This window comes from Collinsella sp. BIOML-A6, from assembly GCF_009875845.1.
In the GTDB taxonomy this organism is placed as follows: domain Bacteria; phylum Actinomycetota; class Coriobacteriia; order Coriobacteriales; family Coriobacteriaceae; genus Collinsella; species Collinsella aerofaciens_H.
Genome location: NZ_WWSL01000010.1, coordinates 1 through 23,558, shown reverse-complemented (window position 1 = coordinate 23,558; position 23,558 = coordinate 1). Strand labels below are relative to the sequence as shown.

The window sequence follows — 23,558 nt, the reverse complement described above, 5'->3', positions numbered from 1 at the left end:
CATACGCGTGCCGTTTGTATATGGATAGAAGATAGGGGAACTACATGCGCGTAGACAATCTGAGGAACATCGCCATCATCGCCCACGTCGATCACGGCAAGACGACGATGGTCGACAAGCTCCTGCGTGCCACGGACGCCTTCCGTGCCAACCAGCAGGTCGAGGACCGCGTCCTGGATTCCAACGACCAGGAGCGCGAGCGCGGCATTACGATTCTCGCCAAGAACATCTCTATCGAGTACAAGGACGTTAAGATCAACGTCATCGACACCCCGGGCCACGCCGACTTTGGCGGCGAGGTCGAGCGCGTGCTGCGTATGGCCGACGGCGCCCTGCTGCTGGTCGACGCTTTTGAGGGCCCCATGCCCCAGACCCGCTTCGTGCTGCGTCACGCTATCGACACCGGCCTTAAGATCATGATCGTCATCAACAAGATCGATCGTCCGGGCGCAAACCCCGAGAAGGCCTACAACGACTGCCTGGACCTCATGGCCGACCTGGGTGCCACCGACGACCAGCTTGAGTTCGCCATGGAGCACGTGGTCTACGCCAGCGCCATGAATGGCTTTGCCCGCCTTGACCCCAACGACGGCAACATGGACATGTACCCGCTGCTCGACATGATCATCGACGATATGCCCGCGCCCGAGGTTGACGAGAACGCCCCGCTGGCCATGCAGTGCGTGACCATCGACCACTCCAACTTCGTTGGCCGTATCGGCATCGGTCGCGTGTACTCCGGCACCATCCACCAGGGCGACCAGATCCTGGTTGTCAAGAACGACGGCTCCAGCGCCACCTCTACCGTCAAGCAGCTCTTTACCTTCGACTACCTGGGCCGCACCGAGTGCCAGGAAGTCGGCGCCGGTGACATCGCCGCCGTCGTGGGCATCGACCGCACCGATATCGGCGATGTCTACACCGATCCCGAGAACCCCGTCGAGCTCGAGCCCATCGAGATTGACCCGCCGACCCTGTCCATTGTCTTTGAGGCTTCGACCTCCCCGCTCGTCGGTCGCGACGGCGACATCGTGGGCGCCCGTCAGCTCAAGGAGCGCCTGTTCAACGAGGCCGAGAACAACGTGACCATGAAGATCGAGGAGCTCGAGGACAAGAGCGGCGTCGAGGTCTCGGGTCGCGGCATTCTGCACCTGTCCGTCCTGATGGAGTCCATGCGCCGCGAGGGCTTTGAGTTCCAGGTCGGCCGTCCCCGCGTTCTGTTTAAGAAGGACGAGAACGGCAACAAGATGGAGCCCGTCGAGCAGGCCGTCGTCGAGTGCCCGGACGAGTACTCGGGCAAGGTCGTTGAGGTCTTCGGTACCTCCGGCGGCATCATGACGAGCATGGATACCTCGGGCATCGTGACGCACCTCGAGTTTAAGATCCCGACCCGCGGCATCATGGGTCTTAAGAACCGCATCATGAACGTCACTCACGGCGAGGGCGTGTTCTACCACACCTTCCTGGAGTACGGCCCCTACGCCGGCGAGATCGGCAACCGTCAGAACGGCGCCATGATCTCCATGACCACCGAGAAGGCCGTTGCCTACGCTCTGGGTACGCTGCAGGAGCGCGGCCAGCTGTTTGTTGAGCCGGGCACCGAGTGCTACGAGGGCATGATCGTGGGCGAGCGCAGCAAGGCTGGCGACATGGTCGTCAACATCGCCCGTACCAAGAACCTGGGCAACCAGCGTTCCTCGACCTCCGATATCTCCGTCCAGCTGGTGCCGCCCCGCACCTTCTCGCTGGAGGAGGCGCTGGAGTACATCGCCGACGACGAGCTGGTAGAGATCACTCCCAAGAACATCCGCCTGCGCAAGCGTCTGCTCAACGCCACCGACCGCAAGAAGGCAGCCGTCCGCGCTGGCCAGGTAAACAAATAAGCGCTGGGTTTTATAGCGTCTAACAAGAAAGGACGTCGACCGCGATGGTCGGCGCCCTTTTTGGTGCAAGGGGCAGGTTCGTTTGCGCCGCCACAAAGGTGCTTGGCATCTTTGTGGCGGTTAGCTGCTAAGCGGTGGGGAGTCCCGGCGTGTTAGTCGGCTGCTGCGGCTTGAGGCGGGCGTTGCGCCAGATGATTTGGATAACGTAGCCGAGCATAAAGACAAAGGCCACGCCGCTGATGAAGCCGCCTACGAGGGGAAGCCCTGTGAGGGCGCCTGCGGCGATGCCACCCACGGCTGCCATGGCGTAGCGGTTTTGGCTGTGTCCGACCATGCGGGCGATCGCGCACCCCGCAAAGGCGCTCGACACCAATGCGATGCCGATAACGCCGCACATGAGGGCTCCGGCAAGCGACAGGCCAGCGATAGAGATAATCAACAGTAGGACGGCGGGGGCTATAGCAATCGTACCCAGAAGACCGCTCACCCACAGGGGCGTGGGGCGCTGGTGGAGCATGCCGGCGGCGCTGGCGGTCGCGCGCGGAAAGACGAGCTCGAGTAGCAGGGCGACAAAGCAGGTCGAGAGTGCCGCGGCGACGATACCGCCGATGACATCGTTAACGGTGGAAGTATCTTCGTTCTCGGTGCGGTCGATCTTGAGCGCGCCGACTTCGGCTCCCGCGGCGCGCTCGGGGTCCTCGGAGACGTGCGCGTTCACGGTGCCGGTGATGTGGGCGTTCTTGCCTAGGATGAGTTTGTCGGCCCAAACCTCGACATCGCCCTCGACGGTGCCATCGATGGTCACCGTGTCGCCCGCGAGCGCTGCCGACTTGGTAGAGCCGCGCAGGGCAACCGTCTCGCCCATCGCGTAAAAACAGTTGGCGGTGCTACCGGTGTTGAGCACGACATGCTGACCGGCTACCGTCACGCTGCCATCGATTGCGGTTTTGGAGATATCGATGGTGCGCGCCGCCAGGCGAATAGCGCCGCCTACGGTGCAGTCGCGAATCGATAGGCTCTCGCCCGCCGCGATAATATCGCGGCCGATGGAGGCATCGTCTAGGTTAAGGCTTTGGCCGGCCCAGTACAGGTCACCCTCGGCGCTGGACGGATCCGAGTCAGCTTCGGTTGCAAGTACGTTGCCGGCGGTGTCTGTGCCGGCGAACGACGCCGTGGGAAGTGCAGTGAGCGCCAGCGCGATGAGCGCGAATGCCATAAGCAGGCAGCGACGCATCTTGTGTGACGGCGCCGCCGCGGTTTGATTGAAAGCCATGGTTGATCCTTTTGCTAGGTGTTCGGCATATACCTAACATGGTACCCAACGCGCGGGCGCTCTAAAAGAACCTCTCGGTTGCATTTCGAAGGATGGGCCCGCGCCACCTATTTTTTGCGGTGCAAAAAGCGTGCGATGTCTTCCTCGGTGGGGCTTTTGATGTCAAAGCGCAGCGAGAGCCAGCGCAGACCCATGGTCACCGCGACGCACACGATGAGGGCGGTGATGTTGCTAACAAGTCCGCTCATGACGAGGCATACATAGCTTGCCGATCCGGCGATGGCCGCGATGGCATAAAAGTTAGTGCGTTGGAAAATACCCGGAACCACGCCCATAAAGCCGTCGCGCAACATGCCGCCACCCACCGCGGTGAAGAAGCCCATCATAATGCAAACGACGGGTGCAAATCCGTAGACCAGTGCTTTGTCCGCCCCGGTGGCGGCGTAGATACCGACCGAGATGATGTCGAGCAGGGGAATGAGTTTCTCGGGTTTATCGACGATTGCCGGGAAGATGTAGATGATGGCCGCCGTGGCAATGGAAAGTGGGAGTGCCATCGGCTGGTTGAGGATGTAGACGTTGCCCACCTGCAGTGTCATGTCGCGTAAAAGACCGCCGCCCAGACCGCAGACCACCGCGAGCGCGACCGCGCCCACCAGGTCGAGCTTGTGGGCGCGCGCGACCAGCACGCCCGAGATCGATGCCGCGACAACGGCGAACATCTCGAGCCAAAAGGGGGTAGCGACCATGGCATCCGAGGCATGTGAGGTAACGGTCAAAGCGGCGACGACGGGCAAGATGGAATCCTTCTGATTGCGAGTTTAGACAATGCCCGTACATAGTACATGGTTGGCGGACATCACGTCCTCATTCCTCGGCAAACGGTCGGCAGCGGATGCTGGCGTGGCATTGCTGGGATGCCAGGGGTCCAAAACATGTACGTCACCCTCCAAAAACGACATTTTTCGACATCTTTGGAGGCTGGCGTACATGTTTGGATTGAGCTCACAGCATGAGTGGATTGATTTACTCGCATCCGGTATATTTTCCCACTTCAACGGACATAAGAGTTGGATACCGGCTCAGAGCGAGAGGCCCTCAATGGATACCCCTGTTCTCATTTCGCATAAAACCGCATGGCTTGTCCATCATGCACCCCAGAATTTGGTTCAGTCTCTTGCGCGGCACGACTACCAGATAGGCGCACGAGGCATCTCCACCCAGCAACGCGTTGCGCGCATACGACAGGCCCTTACCGACTGCGGCATTCCGTCCGATATGCTCAAGACTATCGATATTTCGGTTGTATTCGAATTCGAGCGCATTCGCACCAAAGGTGTCATTTGCCACATTCTTGGACAAAATCTTCCCTACGAGCATATTGACGAGTTGACGCCCGGAATCTTCATCATCGACGAAGCCTTCACCTTCGTGCTCGCTGCCGAGTGGATGGATAGGATCGAATATCTCGAATATGGCTATGAAGTTTGCGGCGATTATCGCATGAGGCTCAATCCCGCCGACTCTTATACCGAGCAACCAGCCGCCACCTCCAAGAATGAAATAACCGAACTTCTCGATCGGCACCCCGGCAAACCCGGTGCCACACGTGCGCGGCTCGCGCTCAGGCACATCTACGATCACTCAACCTCGCCTATGGAGACCGCTTCGGCAATCGCCCTCTCGCTCCCAACAAGCGAAGGCGGCGTTGGCATTCGAGGTATCGAACTCAACAAACCGCTCGAGATTCCTCAACGTCTCTGGCATTGCGCCAAAGCTCGAACGCTCAAAATCGATGCGCTCGTTACCTACAAGCGCAGGGAGCTCGGTATCGAATATAAGGGCGGCTTTCACGACGAGGTCGAGCGAAAGGGAGCGGATGCGGAACGAGAGGCAGTTCTCTCCCAAATGGGATATCGAATCGTTACGCTCACTTCGGCTCAGTTCAGTAGTCAGCTCGCCTTTCACCGCGCCATGAACAACATCCGCGAAGCACTCGGCATGCCTCGCTGTACCGACACCGGGTACCAGAGAAAACAAAACGAACTGCGCAAGGCACTTATCCGCAACTGGAAAGGCGTGCGAGACGAGGAGACACCTTCCGAATAGTGCCACTCTCGTGAGCTCAATCCAAATGTGTACGTCAGCCTTCAAAGATGTCGAAAAACGTCGGTTTTGGAGGGTGACGTACATGTTTGGGGAAGCGTGGGATCGAGACGTATTTCGATAACAAAAAAGCCCCCAATATTGGGAGCTTTCTTAACCAAAATGGCGGAGGAGGAGGGATTCGAACCCTCGTGACCTTATACAGGCCAAACGGTTTTCGAGACCGCCGCATTCAACCACTCTGCCACCCCTCCGCATGGGGTAAAAACAAAGCAGGCTCGAAGGCCTGCTTTGGAATTAACTGGCGGAGAGTCAGGGATTTGAACCCTGGAGACGCTTTTGACGCCTACACGATTTCCAATCGTGCTCCTTCGGCCACTCGGACAACTCTCCGTTAAATGCGAAAGTTAGTATACACGAGGAATCGCAAGGTGCAAGCCGAAAACTTAGCATTTTTTAAAACGCTTGGCCGCACTTGGCGTTGCAGTGGGGTTTGAGGTGCCAAAAAACGGCTTCCGACCAGCGTGGTTGATCAACTCAATTGTTCAAAAAGGGTATTCATAAGCGACTTGGCAATGAATTTAAAAATCTTTGATTGGTGCTGTGGGCCACTGGTATGCATTTTGCGACCACAGCCTTGTGCCCGTTGACCTGCGGCTTGGCTCAGCTTGTCCCCGCGGCACCGTATCTTGTCCACAAATCCGTCAAGCATTTGGTCGGCATTTGGTTGGAATGCGCATGAAACACCGTGCGAGTATGGGCATATGTGGAGGTCATGAGGTTGTAGCTGCATATTCTTGCAGCCTAGGAGGTTGAAAGATATTATGACCAAGTCTTTTCCTGCTTCAGGCGCACCTTCACGACCTGAAGCCACATTTGCCCAGAGGAGGTGACAATATGAAGGCTTATGAACTGCTGTTCTTTGTTGACCCGTCGCTCGACCCCGAGACTCGTCTCGCTGTTATGAAGCGTATCGATACCACGATCGCTGAGGGCGCTGGCAAGGTCGACTCCGTTGACGAGTGGGGCAAGCGCAAGCTCGCCTACGAGATCAACGACCTCACCGATGGTGACTACACCCTCATCAACTTCCACGCAGATCCTACCCAGATCGCCGAGCTTGATCGCGTCCTGCGCATCACCGACGCTGTGGTCCGCCACATGATCGTCCGTCGCGACGACCAGGAGTAAGACTGTCGTTTTGGACTGGGCTTGTGCCCCAAGAGGAAGTAGTGAGTTATGAGCATCAATCGAGTGAACATCACCGGTAACCTCACCCGCGATCCCGAGCTGCGCGCCACCGCCGGCGGAACCCAGGTTCTGTCCTTTGGCGTCGCCGTGAACGATCGTCGCCGCAACGCGCAGACTGGCGAGTGGGAGGACTATCCCAACTTTGTCGACTGCACCATGTTCGGCACCCGCGCCGAGGCCGTGAGCCGTTTCCTGGCAAAGGGAAACAAGGTCGCGATCGAGGGCAAGCTGCGCTACAGCTCTTGGGAGCGCGACGGCCAGCGCCGGAGCAAGCTTGAGGTCATCGTCGATGAGATCGAGTTTATGAGCTCCCGTGGTGGCCAGGGTGGCTACGACCAGGGCGGTTACGCCCCCGCAGCTTCCGCGCCCGCAGCACGTCCTGCCGCGCCGGTGGCTACGCCGCCCGCGGTCGACGTCTACGATGAGGACATCCCGTTCTAAGGGTTGTTCACCTATTTTTGAGTGAGAGGCGGCTTCGGTTCGCCGAAGTTGCCAAATGAAAGGTATTTTGACATGGCTAATGATTTTTCTGCACGTCAGCCGCGTCGTAAGTACTGCCAGTTCTGCAAGGAGAACACTGAGTTCATCGACTATAAGGACACTCAGCTTCTCCGTAAGTACATGACCGACCGTGGCAAGATCAAGCCCCGTCGCGTCACTGGCGCTTGCACGCAGCATCAGCATGACATCGCCAACGCCATCAAGCGCGCCCGCGAGATGGCTCTCCTGCCGTACACCGTCCCCGTGGTTTCCTCTCGTGGCAACCGCGACCGCGGCTAAGAAGGGAGACGCATCATGAAGGTTATTCTTCTCGATGAGATCAAGGGCAAGGGCGGCGAGGGTGACGTCGTAGAGGTCGCTCAGGGTTACGCTGAGAACTTCCTGTTCCCCAAGAAGCTCGCTGTTGCCGCCACCAAGGGCAACCTCAAGCAGCTTGACGAGCGTCGCAACAACATCGCCAAGCGCGAGGCCGTCCGTCTGGCTACCGCCAACGAGACCAAGGCTGCCTTCGAGGGCAAGACGGTCACCGTTGACGTCAAGGTCGGCGACGAGGGCATCCTCTTTGGCTCCGTTACCGCCGCTATGATCGCTGACGCCATCAAGGCTCAGCTCGGTATGGACATCGACCGCAAGCGCGTCGAGCTCGGTAAGCCCATCAAGGTTGCCGGTGCCCACACCGTTGCCATCTCGCTGTACCGCGAGATCAAGGCCGAGGTTGTCGTTCTCGTCGGCGTTACCGCCGAGGAGCTCGCTGCCGAGGCTGAGGTCGAGGAGGCCGCTGAGGTCGCCGAGGCCGAGACCGCCGAGGTCGAGACTGAGGCTGCTGCCGAGTAGCATTTGCTGCAACGCAACAATCTTGTTCTAAGAAGGGCGCTCTGGGAAACCAGGGCGCCCTTTTGTTTTCAACGCTCATCGAGCGCCATGGCAGGCGTTGTGATGAAGTTCCAAATGCGGGACCGTTCATCCGTTTCGTTCGGTGATGATTGCCGGGGCGCGGCCTGTTTTGGGACTGTGGCTGATACTATGGATGCTCGCAAGCGATATGAATGAGGATGCTCATGGCATATGACGAAAGGGAGACGGCGCTGACGGTCGAGGACCGCGGATCCAAGTTGGGTCTCCCCCAAAACCAAGATGCAGAGGCCAACGTGCTGGCCGCCATGCTGCTGTCACCCGAGGTGGTCGAGGAAGCCCAGGTTGAGCTGCAGCCCGATGACTTCTACCGGCCCATTCATAAGACCATCTACACCGCGATGGTCGATATGTACAACAGCCGCATTCCCATCGACTCTATCTCGCTGATCGATTACCTGCGCAGCATCAACAAGCTTGATGCCGTGGGCGGCGAGGCCTACATTTTGGAGCTGATGGGTCAGACCCTGTCGCTCGTGAACTGGCAGCACCATGCCGCCATCGTTCGCCGCGATTCGATGCTGCGTGAGCTGATCGGCGCCACCAACGAGATCAACGCGCTGGCCTATAACGCCCCCACCGACACCAAAGAGGTCGTGGAGCTAGCCGAGAGTAAGCTGCTCAAGGTTACGGCACGCGAGGTCAAGTCGAGCTACAAGACGTTGACCGAGTTTATGGTTGAGGCCTATAACGAGGCCGAGGAAGTGTGCCAGGCCGGTGGTCAGGCGGCGGGCGTGCCCACCGGCTTTCCGTCACTCGACCGTATGCTCATGGGCTTCCGCGAGGGTCAGCTCATCATCATCGGCGCCCGTCCTGCTGTAGGTAAGACGTCGTTCGCTCTGAACCTGGCACTTAACGCTGCCGCTGCTGGTTATACCGTCGGCTTCTTCTCGCTGGAGATGTCGGGCAAGGAAATTGCCCAGCGTCTGATTTGCGCCTACGCCATGATCTCGATCAGCGACTTCCGCATGGGCCGCATTAGCCCCGAGCAGTGGGCCAATATCAACGAGGCCACGCAGACCTTGTCCAAGCTCGATATTCTGATTGACGATACGCCCGGCACCACAGTGACCGAGATTCGCGCCAAGAGCCGCCGCATGCTCCATAACAAGGAGAAGGCAATCATCATCCTGGACTACCTGCAGCTGGTGAGTCCTCCGCCGGGACGCCGCTCCGAGAGCCGTACCGTCGAGGTTTCGGAGATGTCGCGTGGTCTTAAGATCATGGCCAAGGAGCTCAAGATCCCGCTCATCGCGCTGTCACAGCTCTCGCGTCAGGTCGAATCCCGTACCGGCAAGCGCCCGCAGCTTTCCGACCTTCGTGAATCGGGCTCTATCGAGCAGGACGCCGATATCGTCATGTTCTTGGACCGCTCCGCCGACGAGGCCGAAGCCTCGCGCGACGATCGACCCGACGAGGGCGTTACGCGTATCGTCGTGGCCAAGAACCGTTCGGGCCCGATCGGCGACGTCGACCTGATGTTCCTGCCGGCATCCACCAAGTTCTATGAGCTTGATGGGGCACATGCCGAGGAGTAGGACAGGCGCCCGTTGCACGGGTATACTGGGAACGTTTTGTGCTTCTGCGTGCCAGGGTGGCGCGTAGACAGTCCATGAATGTAAGGAGTAAACATGCCGTCAACCGTTTTGGTCGGTGCCCAGTGGGGCGATGAGGGCAAGGGTAAGATCTGCGACCTGGTCGCCGGCGACTTCGATGCCGTCGTGCGCTATTCGGGCGGCAATAACGCCGGCCACACCATCGTCGTCAACGGCAAGAAGTACGGCCTGCACCAGGTGCCCTCCGGCATCATGTATTCCGACCATGTGTCGGTGATCGGTAACGGCTGCGTCGTCAACCCCAAGGTTGTCCTTGAGGAGATTGACATGTTCGAGGCCGACGGCATCACCACCAAGAACCTCAAGATCAGCGGCAACGCGCACGTCATCATGCCGTACCACATCGATCTGGACGGTGCTTTTGAGCAGAAGCTCGGCAAGAAGAATATCGGTACCACCAAGCGCGGCATCGGTCCGTGCTACCAGGACAAGATGGCCCGCATCGGCCTGCGCATGCAGGACATGCTGGACGAGGCGCTGTTCCGCGACAAGCTGGAGACCGCTCTTGCCCGCGTGAATCCCGAGCTCGAGCTCATCTACCACCTGCCCACCTACACCGTGGACCAGATCTGCGATGAGTACCTGCCCATGGCCGAGCGTCTGCGCCCCTACATCACCGAGACGAGCCTGCTGCTCAACAACATGATCGACGAGGGCAAGGGCCTGCTGTTCGAGGGCGCCCAGGCAACGCTGCTCGACATCGACCACGGCACCTATCCGTATGTGACGTCTTCTAACTGCACCGCCGGCGGCGCCATCACCGGCTCCGGCGTCGGTATGAAGAATGTCGACCGCGTGCTGGGCGTCATGAAGGCCTATATCACCCGCGTCGGTTCGGGTCCTATGCCCACCGAGCTTTCCTATGAGTCCGAGGCCGGCCATACGCTGACCGAGGAAGGCTATGAGTACGGCGTGACCACCGGCCGTCGCCGCCGCTGCGGTTGGTTCGATGGCCCCATCGCCAACTACGCCTCGCGTGTCAACGGTCTCACCGATATCGCTCTGACCAAGCTCGACGTGCTTTCGGCCTTCGACACCATTAAGGTGTGCGTTGCCTATGACGTCGATGGCGAGCGTTACACGAGCGTGCCCGAGCACCAGGTGCGCTTTGAGCATGCCAAGCCCATCTACGAGGAGCTCCCGGGCTGGAAGTGCGACATCACCGCCTGCCGCAGCTTTGATGAGCTACCGCAGGAGGCTCAGGACTACGTGGCGTTTATTGAGGATCTGGCACACACCCGCGTGACGTTTATCGGCGTCGGCGCCGGTCGCGAGCAGATCATCAACCGATTCTGGAAGTAATCGGCACAATTTGGTTATTGCGATATACCCCTTTGCAGCCCAAGCGGGCGGCTGAGGGGTATATCTGCTTGTAATGGGCCCGCTTGGTTGGCGGGCCGTTCATCCATAGAGGAGGCACCCTTGAAGGCGGATACTCAAACCATCGACATCCTGTTGTTGGGCAGCGGCGGCCGCGAGCATGCTCTGGCAGCCAAGCTCGCAGCATCACCGCGCGCCGGCAAGCTCTACATCGCGCCGGGTAACGGCGGCACCGCAAGCTGCGGCAAGAACGTGGTTCTCGACGACTGCGATCCTGCGGCCGTGGCGGCGTTTGCCCAGAGCCACGGATGCGGACTCGTGGTGATTGGCCCCGAGGCTCCGCTTGTGGCGGGTGTGGCCGATGCCGTCCGCGCGGCGGGTATCCCGTGCTTTGGCCCGGGTGCCGAGGGTGCCCAGATGGAGGGCTCCAAGCTGTTCTCCAAGCAGCTCATGGAGCGCGCCGGCATCCCGACGGCCGCCTATGGCTCGTTTACTGACGAGGCTTCGGCTCTTGCCTATGTGCGCGAGCAGGGCGCTCCGCTGGTCGTGAAGGCTGACGGCCTGGCTGCCGGCAAGGGCGTTATCGTGGCGACTGAGCTTTCGCAGGCCGAGGAGGCCGTGCGCGAGTGCTTCGGTGGCACCTTTGGCGATGCCGGCAACACCGTTGTCATTGAGGAGATGCTGGTTGGCCCCGAGTGCTCGCTGCTGGCCTTTACCGACGGTAAGACCGTGCGCCCCATGGCCACCTCGCAGGACCACAAGCGTGCGCTCGAGGGCGACCGTGGCCCCAACACCGGCGGCATGGGCGTCTACAGCCCGGTGCCCATCGTGACCGACGAGGAACACGCCACCATGGTGGCGGTCATGGAGCAGACCGTGGCCGAACTCGCTGCCGAGGGCATCGACTACCGCGGCTGCCTGTACGGCGGCTTTATGCTTACCCCCGCCGGCCCCAAGGTGCTGGAGTTCAACGCCCGCTTTGGCGACCCCGAGACGCAGGTCGTGCTGCCGCGCCTCAAGAACGACCTGGTCGAGGTTATGCTCGCCTGCGCCAACTGCGAGCTTGATCAGACTGAGCTCGATTGGCGTGACGAGTGGGCCGTGGCTGTTGTCCTGACGAGCGCGGGCTACCCCGGCAGCTACGAGAAGGGTAAAGTCATCACCGGCATCGCCGACGCCGAGGCCATGGAGAACGTGACCGTGTACCATGCCGGCACCGCCGTGGTGGACGGTCAGCTCGTGACCAACGGTGGCCGAGTGCTTGCCGTGACCGCGTTGGGCGACACGTTCGAGAACGCTCGCAACCTTGCCTACGAGGCCTGTGAGAAGATTGATTTTGAGGGCAAGATCCTGCGCCATGACATCGGTCTGCGCGCGCTGCGTGGCCGCGACGCCTGGGATGCCTAAAGTCCGAGAGGGATGAGACGGATGGACGAGAAGAACGAAGAGCTCGTGGATGCGCAGATCGTCGAGGAAGATAGCCGCGCGTACGGACACGCCGAGGACGAGCCGGGTGGTGAGGTTGTCGACGAGCCGATGCTGGTGCTGGGCGATGACGACCCGCACGATGCCGAGTTGCACGAGAAGATTCTTTCGGAGGAGTGCGCCTGGAAGGGCAAGATCCTCGACGTCCACCGTCTTGAGGTTGAGCTGCCCAACGGTCATCGCAGCGCCCGCGATGTGATTCGACATCCGGGCGCGGCGGCCGTCGTGGCGCTTACCGAGAGCGGCAAGATCGTGCTGGTGCGTCAGTATCGCACCGCCATCGACCGCGTGACGGTCGAGATTCCCGCCGGTAAGCTCGATCCGGGCGAGGATCCGCTCGATTGCGCCAAGCGTGAGCTGCACGAGGAGACGGGCTTTAGGGCCGGTCGCATTCGCTTTTTGACATCGATCGTCACGACCTGCGGCTTCTGTGACGAGATCATTCACATCTACCTGGCCACCAAGCTCGAGTTCGATGCACCCAACCCCGATGACGACGAGTTCGTCAACGTGGACCTCGTGCCGCTGCACGAGCTGATCGACGCCGTGCTCGACGGTAAGATCGAAGATGCCAAGACCGTCGTGGGCGCCTTGGCCTGCGATAGCATCGCGCATCGCCTGAGTGGTTCTGAGCTCTAGGTTACGCGGTTTTACCAAACCGCGTAACGAGTCGACGCTGCAAACGCCCCTAAGCAGCAATCTGCCTTTCAATCGTCGCTCGCGTACCGAAGTACGCGTCGCTCCTCTTTCAAGGCACCTTGCTCGCTTAGGGACGTTTTCGCTGACGCTGCCAGAACATCGGCTTTATGCTTGTTGGGACGCTTTGTTTTCAGCCCGAACGGTTCAACCGGATTTCTCACGCTACTTATTTACCCCCCCCCCGAGGACTGCATGTTTAGAAGGTTTTTGTCTTATTACAAGCCCCAGATGGGGCTTTTTGTTGCCGATACTGTTTGTGCCCTGGTGCTTGCCGCCATTGACCTGGCGTTTCCCATTATCCTGCGCAATCTGACCAGCGGGCTCTTTACCCAGGGTCAGGCTGCTATTATGCAGGCGCTCGGTATGATCGCGGTTGGCTTGGTACTGATGTATGCCATCCGTTGCGCCTGTCGCTACTTTGTGAGTTACTGGGGCCACGTGATGGGCGCGCGCATGGAGTCCAAGATGCGCGAGGATCTGTTCGATCAGTACGAGCGCTTTAGCTTTGCGTACTTCGATCGCAACAGCTCGGGTGACATGATGAGCCGCGTGGTCAACGACCTGTTCGATATCTGCGAGGCGGCACACCATGTGCCCGAGTGGATTATCATCTGCGGCATCGAGATCGTCGGCTCGTTTGTGATCCTCTTTGCGATTGCCCCGGTGCTGGCACTTGCCATGGCCGTGGTGACGGCGGCGTTTGCGGTCATCATGTTTTGGCAGAACATGCGCATGCGCGAGGTCTTTAGCGACAACCGCAAAAAGATCAGTGGTATTAATGCTCAGCTGCAGGATTCGCTGGCAGGCATGCGCGTAGTCAAGAGTTTTGCGAACGAGGAAGCTGAGCGTTCCAAGTTCCGTGCCTCTAACGACCGCTATCTTTCGTCCAAGGAGAATATGTATCACGCCATGGGCGTCTACACTGCGACGTATGGCCTGCTCTCGGGCGTGTTGTACGTGATCGTGGTGCTGCTGGGCGGTTGGCTGGTGGCGCAAGGCCAGCTGCAGGCGGTCGATATGGCGACCTTCGCGCTCTACATTTCACTGTTCTGCACCCCGCTCGAGACGCTTGTGAACTCGGCTGAGACGTATCAGAAAGCCATCGCCGGCTTTAAGCGCATGGACGAGGTGCTTTCGACCGCCCCGGATATCCAGGACAAGCCGGATGCCGCGGACCTGCAGGTGACGGCTGGCGCGGTTGAATATCGCGACGTGTGCTTTGGCTACGAGGATGTTGAGCTGAGCAGTGGCGAAGAGGTTCGTCCCGTGATCGACCATATGGATCTGTCCATCAAGCCCGGACAGACCATTGCCCTGGTTGGCCCCTCGGGCGGTGGCAAGTCCACAACGTGTTCGCTGCTGCCGCGCTTTTATGACGTGGCTGCTGGATCCATTAGTATCGACGGCCAAGACGTGCGCGATGTGACGCAACAGAGCCTGCGCCGTGCCATTGGCCTGGTGCAGCAGGATGTCTATCTGTTTGACGGTACGATTGGCGAGAACATCGCCTACGGCAAGCCGGGCGCCACGGCAGAAGAGGTCGCCGCGGCCGCCCGCCGCGCCAATATCGATACCTTCATTGAGTCGCTGCCGCAGGGCTACGACACGGTCGTGGGCGAGCGCGGCAGCCGTCTTTCGGGCGGCCAGAAGCAGCGCGTAGCCATTGCGCGCGTGTTTCTCAAGAACCCCAAGATCCTGATCCTGGACGAGGCGACGAGCGCCTTGGATAACGAGAGCGAGGAAGCGGTGCAGGAGTCGCTCGAGCGCCTAGCGCGCGGTCGCACCACGATCATCATCGCCCACCGTCTCTCGACCATTAAACATGCCGACGAGATTGCGACCGTCGAGCATGGTCGCGTTGTGGAACGTGGTACGCACGAGCAGCTTCTCGCCCGTGGCGGCACCTATGCCCGTTACTATCGAATGCAGTTCGAAGGTGCGCGTGCGCACGAGCTCGACTGATTGATATGACAGGAAGTATATGGCTGAGAAGAACCCTTTGACTCCGGAAGAAGTGACGGAGTTATTCTCCGAGATCGACGCATCCGGCGTTTTGGATCCGACGCTTGCCAAAAAGCGCACCGAGCGCATGCGCGAAAAAGAGGCTGCGGCCAAGCGCGGCGACAAGGCGGCGCTGGCGCAGCTTCGCAGCGAAGATCGCGCAAGCCAGACAAAGCAGATCGACCCGCTGTCCGAGGACGACCCTTCGGGCTCGCAGGTGAGCCATACCATCACGAAGACCGCCGTGGCCGTAGTTATCGGCATTTTGGTGTTAATCGTGGGCATGCAGATCGGCTACGGCGTGATGCGCCGCCTGAACACTGCTAACCTGTCCGAGAGCGTTTCGGTGGATACCGTTTCCACGGCACTGAAGGGCGGCCTTGAGTGGGGTAACGGCTTTACGCAGTTCCCGCTCGACTTTAGCGTCGACGAGGCGGACGAACGTACGGGTACGGTAGGGGTGACGGTGTTGGACACATCGTCTGCCAACGAGCTCGAGCTGCTGTCCAACGGGCAGATTCAGGCTGCGGCGCTTGCGACCAACGCGCTGCTCAACGATAAGATCGACCGCGTGGTGTATAACGTGCACGCCTATATCGATGAGGACAGCAAGATCCAGCACGACTCTTTTTTTGGCATGTTTCCCGCACAGGGCCATCAGAGCGCCATTCTGACGTTCGTGTGGACCAAGAGCTCGTCAAATGCCACGAGTATCGACTGGAAGATGCGTATCGTGAGCATGGACGACACGATTGCCGAGCGCATCCAAAAGCAGGTGAACTCGGTGTCGTCACTGATTGAGGACCCGGCGGTAAGCCAGACCAAGATTACGGAAGAAAAGGCCGAGCGTGACTTGGAGCATCGCCTGCACGGTCGCGAGATCTTCCGCGGCGGCAAGCCCGACCGCACAGCGTCCGATTTGCTGGAGCGGGATAAGCAAAAATAGTCCGCAGCCACATAGAACGATGTCATCCCGCGTGAGCCAAGTGCCCGCGCGGGATGATTTTTCTGGGACGGGGATTAAAAAATCATTCTGAGAGCGGGGCTTTGTCGCTGAGTAGTCAATTTGGGACGGGGCTATTTTAGCTACCACGGCCGGTGGCACACCGGTTAGGTTGGTCGACGGCGTGGGTAGCTAAAATAGCCCCGTCCCAAATTGACTACTCGCCAACTGCATGCATGACAGAATGATTTTTTAAGCCCCGTCCCAGAAAAATCATTATGCATAGAAAGTCATAATTATCATTTCGTAAACATTTCAATGAAATTAACGCTATGGTGCATGCTTGCGGTTACAATACCGCAAGGCCTAACTACCAACCTTTAAGCCGGTCCGGAGAGACCGGGAAGGAGAATTATGGCGAACAACCATACTGCGGGCATTGCTGCCCGCACCTTCGCGCCCAGCGAGCTTTGCCAGCGTATGCTGGCCAAAACCAGCAAGGGCGCCTGCGGTCCCTGCATCCTGTACCTTGAGGATGGGACCATTTTTTATGGCCGTGCATGCGGTGCCGAGGGCACCGCGACCGGCGAGGTCTGCTTCAACACCTCGCTTGAGGGCTACTTTGAGGTCATGACCGACCCGAGCTATGCCGGCCAAATTGTAACCATGACCTATCCGCAGATCGGTAACTACGGCATCGACGAGACCGACGTCCAGTCGGCCTTCCCCGGCGATGCCGCTCGCCCCGCAAACGCTCCCGCCATGCGCGGTATGATCGTCCGCGACATGTGCGCCACGCCTTCCAACTGGCGCTCGGCCGTCAGCGTGTCGGAGTACCTGCGTGCCCACGGCATCGTCGCCATCGAGGGCGTCGACACCCGCGCTCTTGTGCGCCACCTGCGCGACAACGGCTCCAAGATGGGTATTATCTCGACCGAGATCTTTGACGTCGACGAGCTTGCCGAGCGTCTGGCCGCAGCGCCGACGCTGGTGGGCGAGAATCTGGTCAAGACCGTGAGTTGCCCCGCGCCTCACGAGTTTGCAGCTGCCGACCTGCCCGCTACGCATGGCTTTGCGCTTGCCCCTGCCGCTCCTGCCCGCCACAACGTGGTCGCCTACGACTGCGGCGTGAAGCGCGGCATCCTGGAGGGCCTCGTCCGTGCCGGCTGCGACCTTACCGTCGTGCCGTGGGATACGCCCGCCCAGCAGGTGCTCGACATGAATCCCGACGGCGTCTTTTTATCCAACGGCCCCGGCGACCCCGATGCCGTGGTGGAGACCTACGAGCAGGTGCAGCAGCTGATCGGCAAGGTGCCGGTCTTTGGCATTTGCCTTGGTCACCAGATGATCAGCTTGGCGTGCGGCGCCCAAATGGAAAAGCTTAAATTCGGCCACCGTGGCGGTAACCAGCCGGTTATGAACCTGGTGAGCCGTCGCGTGGAGATCACCGCGCAAAACCACGGCTTTGGCCTACTGTTCCCCAGTCTGGGCAAACTGATCCCGGAGCTTTCCGGCGGCGAGACCGAGCATGCGGCCGATGGCGACCTGCGCGCCTGGGTGCGCCGTGGCATCGCGCCGGTCGTGATGAACGAGCGCTTCGGCCGCATTCGCCTGACGCACGTGAACCTCAACGACGGCACCGCCGAGGGCATCCAGCTGCTCGACGCCCCGTGCTTCTCGGTCCAGTACCACCCCGAGGCCTCGCCCGGCCCCACCGATGCCCACTATCTCTTTACCGCCTTTACGCGACTCATGGACGGCGAGGAGAACTACCTGGCCATCGACACCGCGAAGGACCGCCTTGCCGGTTGGAATTTCGCCGACGACCGGTCCGCCGTTCTACCGAACGGCGGACCGGTCGATGCTGCGGCTGCATCTGGCACATCATCTTGCCGTTCTGCTTCGGACGCGCGGGCATAAGCCCAGCGCGCCCTCGCATCACGGCAACCTGATGCACCAGCTGCACCCTCGCTGACTTTTCCAAAACATTGAGTCAGCCTCTCTAGGAGGTTTTAAACATGCCGAAACGTACTGACATCAAGCGCATCCTCGTCATTGGTTCGGGCCCCATCGTTATTGGCCAGGCCTGTGAGTTCGACTACTCCGGTGCCCAGGCCTGCAAGGTGCTCAAGGAGGATGGCTTTGAGGTCATCCTGGTCAACTCCAACCCGGCGACTATCATGACCGACCCGGGTCTTGCCGACCGCACCTATGTCGAGCCCATTACCGCCGAGTTTATCGAGCGCGTAATCAAGAAAGAGCGCCCGGATGCGCTGCTGCCCACGCTGGGTGGCCAGACCGGCCTGAACGCCGCCGTCGAGCTGGCAAAGGACGGCACGCTGGACAAGTACGGCGTCGAGATGATCGGTTGCGACCTGGCCGCTATCGAGCGCGGCGAGGACCGAAAGCTCTTTAACGAGGCCATGGCCGAGATTGGCCTGGAGGTCGCGCGCTCGGGCTATGCCTATAGCGTCGCCGACGCCGAGGCCATCGCCGAGCGCCTGGGATATCCCTGCGTGCTGCGCCCGAGCTTTACCCTCGGCGGTGCCGGCGGCGGCATCGCACATACCCACGAGGAGCTCGTCTCCATCGTGAGCCAGGGCCTGGAGCTCTCGCCCGCCCACGAGGTGCTGGTCGAGGAGTCCATCGAGGGCTGGAAAGAGTATGAGATGGAGGTCATGCGTGACCACGCCGGCAACGGCATCATCGTGTGCTCCATCGAGAATCTCGACCCCATGGGCGTGCACACCGGCGACTCCATCACCGTGGCTCCGGCGCAGACGCTCTCCGACCTTGAGTATCAGCGCATGCGCGTGGCCTCGCTCGCCATTCTGGAGAAGATCGGCGTCGAGACCGGTGGCTCCAACGTGCAGTTTGCCGTGAACCCCCAGACCGGTCGCCTGATCGTCATCGAGATGAACCCGCGCGTGAGCCGTTCGTCCGCGCTGGCCTCCAAGGCCACGGGTTTCCCCATCGCCAAGGCCGCTGCGCGACTGGCTGTGGGCTATACGCTCGACGAGATCGTCAACGACATCACCAAGGCCACGCCCGCCTGCTTTGAGCCCACGATCGACTACTGCGTCGTTAAGGTTCCGCGCTTTGCCTTCGAGAAGTTCAAGGGTACCGACCCCACGCTCACCACGCGCATGAAGGCCGTGGGCGAGATCATGGCGATTGGCCGCACCTTTGAGGAGGCCTTCGGCAAGGCCATGCGCTCACTGGAGGACGGTCACCAGGGTATCTGCGCCGGTGGCAAGGAGGGTGCCGACAAGCTGAGCGACGACGAGCTCGCTCAGGCCGTGGCAACGCCGACCGAGCATCGCATTTTCTTTGTGGTCGAGGCCCTGCGCCGCGGCTGGGATGACGCGCGTATCCATGCCATCTGCGGCATCGATCCGTGGTACCTCAACCGCATCAACGATATGGTGCAGGTTCAGGAGAGCATCCGCGGCCTGCGCGTGGAGGATATTGACGCCGACGCGATGCGCCTGCTCAAGCAGTATGGCACGAGTGACGCCGAGATTGCCACGCTGACCGGCTCCGATGAGCGCTTTGTGCGCGCCTACCGCAAGGGTCTGGGCGTGGTCCCCAGCATGAAGACGGTCGATACCTGCGCTGCGGAGTTCTCGAGCGCCACGGAGTACCACTACAAGACGTACGAGAACATCTACCGCACGAGTCCGGATGCCAAGAAGCGCGTGGCTCCCGACGAGACCACGCCGGCGGACAAGCCCAAGGCGATGATCTTGGGCGCCGGCCCCAACCGCATTGGCCAGGGTATCGAGTTCGATTACTGCTGCGTGCACGCGAGCTACGCGCTGGCGGCCCGCGGCTTCGAGACCATCATGGTCAACTGCAACCCCGAGACCGTCTCGACCGACTACGACACGTCCGACCGCCTGTACTTTGAGCCGCTCACCTACGAGGACGTCATGGATGTCATCGATGTTGAGCGACCCGACGGCGTCGTGGTGACGCTCGGCGGCCAGACTCCGCTTAAGCTGGCGCGCATGCTCGAGGAGAGCGGTGTGAACATTATGGGCACCAAGCCCGATGCCATCGACTTTGCCGAGGATCGCGAGCGCTTCGCCGCTCTGCTCGACAAGCTGGGCATCATGTACCCGCCGGCGGGCCAGGCCACCTCGTTTGAGGAGGCCGAGGCCGTGGCCGCGCACATTGGCTACCCGCTGCTGGTGCGTCCGAGCTACGTGCTGGGCGGCCGCGGCATGATGATCGCCTACGATGCCGAGCACCTGCGCGATTACATGGCCGAGGCTGCGCGCATTAGCCCCGACTACCCGGTGTACCTGGACCGCTTCCTGGAGGGTGCGATCGAGTCCGACGTCGACGCTCTGTGCGACGGCGAAGCGGTCTACATCGGCGGCATTCTGGAGCATATCGAGGAGGCCGGTATTCACTCCGGCGACTCCGCGACCTGCATCCCGCCGTTTAGCTTTAGCGAGAGCCTGCAGGCGAAGCTCCGCGAGACCACGCGCCGCATCGCGATGGCGCTGGGCGTGCGCGGCCTGGTCAACGTGCAGTACGCCATCAAGGGCGAGACCGTCTACGTGATCGAGGCCAATCCGCGCGCGAGTCGCACCGTGCCGTTTATCTCCAAGGCCACCGGCGTGCCGCTGGCCAAATGTGCCGCACGTATCATGGCAGGCGATTCCATCGCGAGCCTGGGCCTGCCGAGCGACGAGCGTCAGCTGGACTGGTTCTGCATGAAGGAAGCCGTCATGCCCTGGGGCCGTTTCCCCGGCGCCGATGTTATCCTTGGGCCCGAGATGAAGTCGACAGGCGAGGTCATGGGTATCGCCAAGAGCTATCCCGAGGCGTACGCCAAGACGCAACTGGCGATCGACTACAAGCTGCCCGACCCCAGCGCCGGCAAGGTATTCATCAGCGTGTGCGACCGCGACAAGCGTCACATCCTTTCGGTCGCGCGTATCCTGCGCTACCTGGGCTTTGATATCTGTTCCACCGAGGGCACGGCGCGCGTGCTGCGCGGCGGCAATGTGACGTGCGAAGTCGTGGAGAAGATCAGCGGCCCGCACGACGGCGAGTGCCCCAACATCGGCGACCTCATCGCCGATGGCAAGATTGCGGTAATCATCAACACGCCGTACGGTCCGGGCTCGCGTGGCGATGGCTACCTGCTGCGTACCGAGGCCGTGCGTCGCGGCGTGACCTGCGTGACGGCGATGTCTGCAGCCAACACGTATGTGAGTGCCATCGAGGCCGTGCGCGAGGACCAGCGGGGCCACGGCAGCGCCAACGACATGGGCATGGACGTCATCGCCCTGCAGGACCTGCCACAGCACACGGTGTAGTGTGACCTGGCCGGCCGGGGCGGGAGGGGCCGAGATTTCCCCCTTTCGCTCCGGCTGCAGGCAGAGTCGCTCAGGAGGAAACTCGGCCCCTCCCGCCCCGGCCTACGGTGACTTGGCTGCACCGTGTGCTGCCGAAGGGGCTTTGTGCGATGAATAAGGCTAAATAGAAAATGAGAGTGGGCCCTGCCGTTCGTTCGAAAGGCAGGGCCCACTCTTTGTATGGAGGCCTTTTTACTGTTAGTCGAGGACGCCTCTGGGCAGTTAGTTCAAATTCGTATTTTCTAGAGAGTAGGAGAAGATCGATCTGGACTCATTCAGCCTATTTTTGGCAATCTGAATCGATGAAGACGCTCTGTCAAGCTGGGAACGGCCCATTACTGGGTCCGCTCCGGCTTCCAAGCGGCAGTTTCGTGCCCAGGGCCACGGCCAAATTATACGTATCTGAACTAACTGCCCATCACTCTCCGTCAACCTTTTTATCCAAACCAAATCAGCCAACGTACGTCATGGCAATATCCGGTAGGTCGCAGGGCGCTTCGCGGGCGGGCCAGGCTTTATCTGAACGACTTTGCGAAGCAACCGGAGTGAAGATAAAGCCTGGCCCGCCCGCGAAGCGCCACAAGGACCGCAGGGACGGGAGCAGCTATACTACTCTCAGTAGTTAAGGGTTGCGGATCCGCCGCGTCACCGCTCTCAACAGGAGGTCTTTGTTTATGGCAGATCAGAAGCCGGTTGTCGGGATCATCATGGGCTCCAAGTCCGATCTGGGCGTTATGGAAGGTTGCACCGCCGAGCTCGAGGCACTGGGCGTGCCCTACGAGCTCGTGATCGCGAGCGCGCACCGCACGCCGGCGAAGGTCCATGAGTGGGCCTCGACTGCTGCCGACCGCGGCATCAAGGTGATTATCGCCGCTGCCGGCAAGGCTGCTCACCTGGGCGGTGTCGTGGCCGCGTTTACGCCGCTGCCGGTTATTGGCGTGCCCATGAAGACGAGCGACCTGGGTGGTATGGACTCGCTGCTGTCGATGGTGCAGATGCCTTCGGGCGTGCCCGTGGCCTGTGTTGCCATCAACGGTGCCAAGAACGCCGCCATCTATGCCACGCAGATCCTGGGCGCCTGCGACCCCGAGTACCGCAAGGTTATCGAGAAGATGAAGCAGGAGATGGCCGACGCCTAAGCGGCTTGCCATTCCGTTGTAATCATAGGGAGAGTCATGTCCGACTATCAGGGAAAACGTTTCTTGGCTTCTCAGATCCCCGATCCGGCCAAGTCGGGATCGGCCCGCTCCATGCGGCAGGGTCGGGCATCCTCTCCTCAGCAGGCTCGTGCGCCGCGTCCCGTAACGCCGGCGAAGCATTGCCGTCCGGATACACCTGCTGCATATCGCCCTTCGTCATACAGTACGGCCAAGAAGTCACCTCGCTCTTCGGCGCATACCGCGCCATCGAGCTATACCGAGCCGCCACGCAAAAAGCGGCGCTCCGTCGTCCCCATTCTGCTCATCATCATCGGCATTGGCCTGATCGTTGCTGCGGCCGCCATCTTTATCAACGCGCAGATTGGCTACAAGCAGGCGAGCGAGTCGTATCAAAAAATCGAAAAGCAATATGTGAGCGACAAGGACGCCAGCGGCGTGCCGATCATTGACTTCAATGCGCTCGCCCAGACAAATCCCGAGGTTGTGGGTTGGATTTACGCGCCTGGCACCAACATCAACTACCCCGTGGTGCAGACCAACAACAACTCCAAGTACCTCAACACGCTGTTTGACGGTACGGCCAATGCGTCTGGTGCCATCTTTTTGGATAGCGACGATACCGCGCCGGGCATGGTGGATCAGCAGACCACGATTTACGGCCATCACATGAACGACGGCTCAATGTTCAACGTGATTTCGGACACGACCGATCAGGCGACATTCGACAGCATGGAATACGTGTACTACATCACGCGCGATGCGACGTATAAGTTGCGCCCGCTGGCGACCAAGGTGGTCGAGGACACGTATGCCAAGGCGCGCACGCCCAACTTTGAGGGCGCTGACGGACTGAAGAATTACCTGTCCGAGATGCTCGACGGCGCCTCTGCCGTGGCGAGCGATGCCACCGACCGCGCTGCTTCGGCAACCAAGATCGTTACGCTTGTGACCTGCCGTTCGCTCATATGACCCAATCCGCTGTCAAGAGCCACAATGGCCCCGCCGACCGCTTGCAATCGGTCGGCGGGGCCTGCCG

18 protein-coding genes and 2 tRNA genes are annotated in these 23,558 nt (G+C 60.5%); 16 read left to right on the top strand and 4 right to left on the bottom strand.

Translation table 11 applies throughout. The annotated features are described in order from the left end of the window. Window positions 1-44: 44 nt before the first annotated feature. Window positions 45-1,883 (top strand): translational GTPase TypA, encoded by a 1,839-nt coding sequence (gene typA, locus GT495_RS04675; RefSeq protein WP_022094345.1) that lies wholly within the window; start codon window positions 45-47, stop codon window positions 1,881-1,883. Between the two features lie 127 nt (window positions 1,884-2,010). On the opposite strand, the gene GT495_RS04670 is transcribed toward typA, so the two are convergent. Both GT495_RS04670 and GT495_RS04665 read right to left on the bottom strand, forming a co-directional pair. Then, the gene (locus GT495_RS04670) at window positions 2,011-3,156 is read right to left on the bottom strand and encodes a polymer-forming cytoskeletal protein (RefSeq protein ID WP_161161678.1); all 1,146 of its coding nucleotides are present in this window, start codon (window positions 3,154-3,156) and stop codon (window positions 2,011-2,013) included. Window positions 3,157-3,263: 107 nt separating this feature from the next. Then, window positions 3,264-3,953, bottom strand: a complete 690-nt coding sequence (locus GT495_RS04665; protein ID WP_240128098.1) for a trimeric intracellular cation channel family protein — start codon at window positions 3,951-3,953, stop codon at window positions 3,264-3,266. Window positions 3,954-4,257: 304 nt separating this feature from the next. Between GT495_RS04665 and GT495_RS04660 the strand changes: the two genes are divergently transcribed. Continuing rightward, entirely contained in the window at window positions 4,258-5,265 is a 1,008-nt protein-coding gene (locus tag GT495_RS04660) for a hypothetical protein (protein ID WP_161161677.1), read from the top strand. 160 nt (window positions 5,266-5,425) lie between these two features. On the opposite strand, the gene GT495_RS04655 is transcribed toward GT495_RS04660, so the two are convergent. Then, a tRNA-Ser gene (locus GT495_RS04655) sits at window positions 5,426-5,516 on the bottom strand. 48 nt (window positions 5,517-5,564) lie between these two features. Further along, window positions 5,565-5,655, bottom strand: a tRNA-Ser gene (locus GT495_RS04650). 504 nt (window positions 5,656-6,159) lie between these two features. On the opposite strand from GT495_RS04650, the gene rpsF reads away from it, so the two are divergent. The 14 genes from rpsF (at window position 6,160) to GT495_RS04580 (ending at window position 23,491) form a co-directional block, all read left to right on the top strand. Further along, window positions 6,160-6,453, top strand: a complete 294-nt coding sequence (rpsF, locus tag GT495_RS04645; protein WP_006235831.1) for a 30S ribosomal protein S6 — start codon at window positions 6,160-6,162, stop codon at window positions 6,451-6,453. A 48-nt stretch (window positions 6,454-6,501) separates the two neighbouring features. Continuing rightward, the gene (locus GT495_RS04640; protein ID WP_138341029.1) at window positions 6,502-6,954 is read left to right on the top strand and encodes a single-stranded DNA-binding protein; all 453 of its coding nucleotides are present in this window, start codon (window positions 6,502-6,504) and stop codon (window positions 6,952-6,954) included. A 72-nt stretch (window positions 6,955-7,026) separates the two neighbouring features. Next, a complete protein-coding gene (gene rpsR / locus GT495_RS04635) occupies window positions 7,027-7,293 on the top strand; it encodes a 30S ribosomal protein S18 (protein ID WP_006235829.1) in 267 nt (88 codons plus the stop codon). Between the two features lie 15 nt (window positions 7,294-7,308). Beyond that, on the top strand, window positions 7,309-7,848 hold the full coding sequence (gene rplI / locus GT495_RS04630; RefSeq protein WP_022094073.1) for a 50S ribosomal protein L9: 540 nt from the start codon (window positions 7,309-7,311) through the stop codon (window positions 7,846-7,848). A 218-nt stretch (window positions 7,849-8,066) separates the two neighbouring features. Then, window positions 8,067-9,464 (top strand): replicative DNA helicase, encoded by a 1,398-nt coding sequence (gene dnaB / locus GT495_RS04625; protein ID WP_161161707.1) that lies wholly within the window; start codon window positions 8,067-8,069, stop codon window positions 9,462-9,464. A 93-nt stretch (window positions 9,465-9,557) separates the two neighbouring features. Beyond that, on the top strand, window positions 9,558-10,844 hold the full coding sequence (locus GT495_RS04620; RefSeq protein WP_161161676.1) for an adenylosuccinate synthase: 1,287 nt from the start codon (window positions 9,558-9,560) through the stop codon (window positions 10,842-10,844). A gap of 120 nt (window positions 10,845-10,964) precedes the next feature. Continuing rightward, window positions 10,965-12,269, top strand: a complete 1,305-nt coding sequence (gene purD / locus GT495_RS04615) for a phosphoribosylamine--glycine ligase (RefSeq protein ID WP_161161675.1) — start codon at window positions 10,965-10,967, stop codon at window positions 12,267-12,269. 21 nt (window positions 12,270-12,290) lie between these two features. Next, window positions 12,291-12,986, top strand: a complete 696-nt coding sequence (locus GT495_RS04610; RefSeq protein WP_161161674.1) for an NUDIX domain-containing protein — start codon at window positions 12,291-12,293, stop codon at window positions 12,984-12,986. Between the two features lie 252 nt (window positions 12,987-13,238). Continuing rightward, complete coding sequence (locus tag GT495_RS04605) at window positions 13,239-15,008, top strand: ABC transporter ATP-binding protein (RefSeq protein WP_161161673.1); 1,770 nt, start codon at window positions 13,239-13,241, stop codon at window positions 15,006-15,008. Window positions 15,009-15,027: 19 nt separating this feature from the next. Continuing rightward, a complete protein-coding gene (locus GT495_RS04600) occupies window positions 15,028-15,993 on the top strand; it encodes a hypothetical protein (RefSeq protein WP_161162677.1) in 966 nt (321 codons plus the stop codon). 411 nt (window positions 15,994-16,404) lie between these two features. Beyond that, on the top strand, window positions 16,405-17,910 hold the full coding sequence (carA, locus tag GT495_RS04595; RefSeq protein ID WP_240128097.1) for a glutamine-hydrolyzing carbamoyl-phosphate synthase small subunit: 1,506 nt from the start codon (window positions 16,405-16,407) through the stop codon (window positions 17,908-17,910). Window positions 17,911-18,008: 98 nt separating this feature from the next. Beyond that, window positions 18,009-21,323, top strand: coding sequence for a carbamoyl-phosphate synthase large subunit (carB, locus tag GT495_RS04590; RefSeq protein ID WP_161161671.1), 3,315 nt, complete (start codon window positions 18,009-18,011; stop codon window positions 21,321-21,323). A gap of 713 nt (window positions 21,324-22,036) precedes the next feature. Continuing rightward, window positions 22,037-22,501, top strand: coding sequence for a 5-(carboxyamino)imidazole ribonucleotide mutase (gene purE, locus GT495_RS04585; RefSeq protein WP_006235810.1), 465 nt, complete (start codon window positions 22,037-22,039; stop codon window positions 22,499-22,501). Window positions 22,502-22,537: 36 nt separating this feature from the next. Then, window positions 22,538-23,491 carry a class B sortase gene (locus tag GT495_RS04580; RefSeq protein WP_161161670.1) on the top strand — a complete coding sequence of 318 codons (954 nt, stop codon included), beginning with the start codon at window positions 22,538-22,540 and terminating at the stop codon, window positions 23,489-23,491. The last annotated feature ends 67 nt before the right edge of the window (window positions 23,492-23,558 follow it).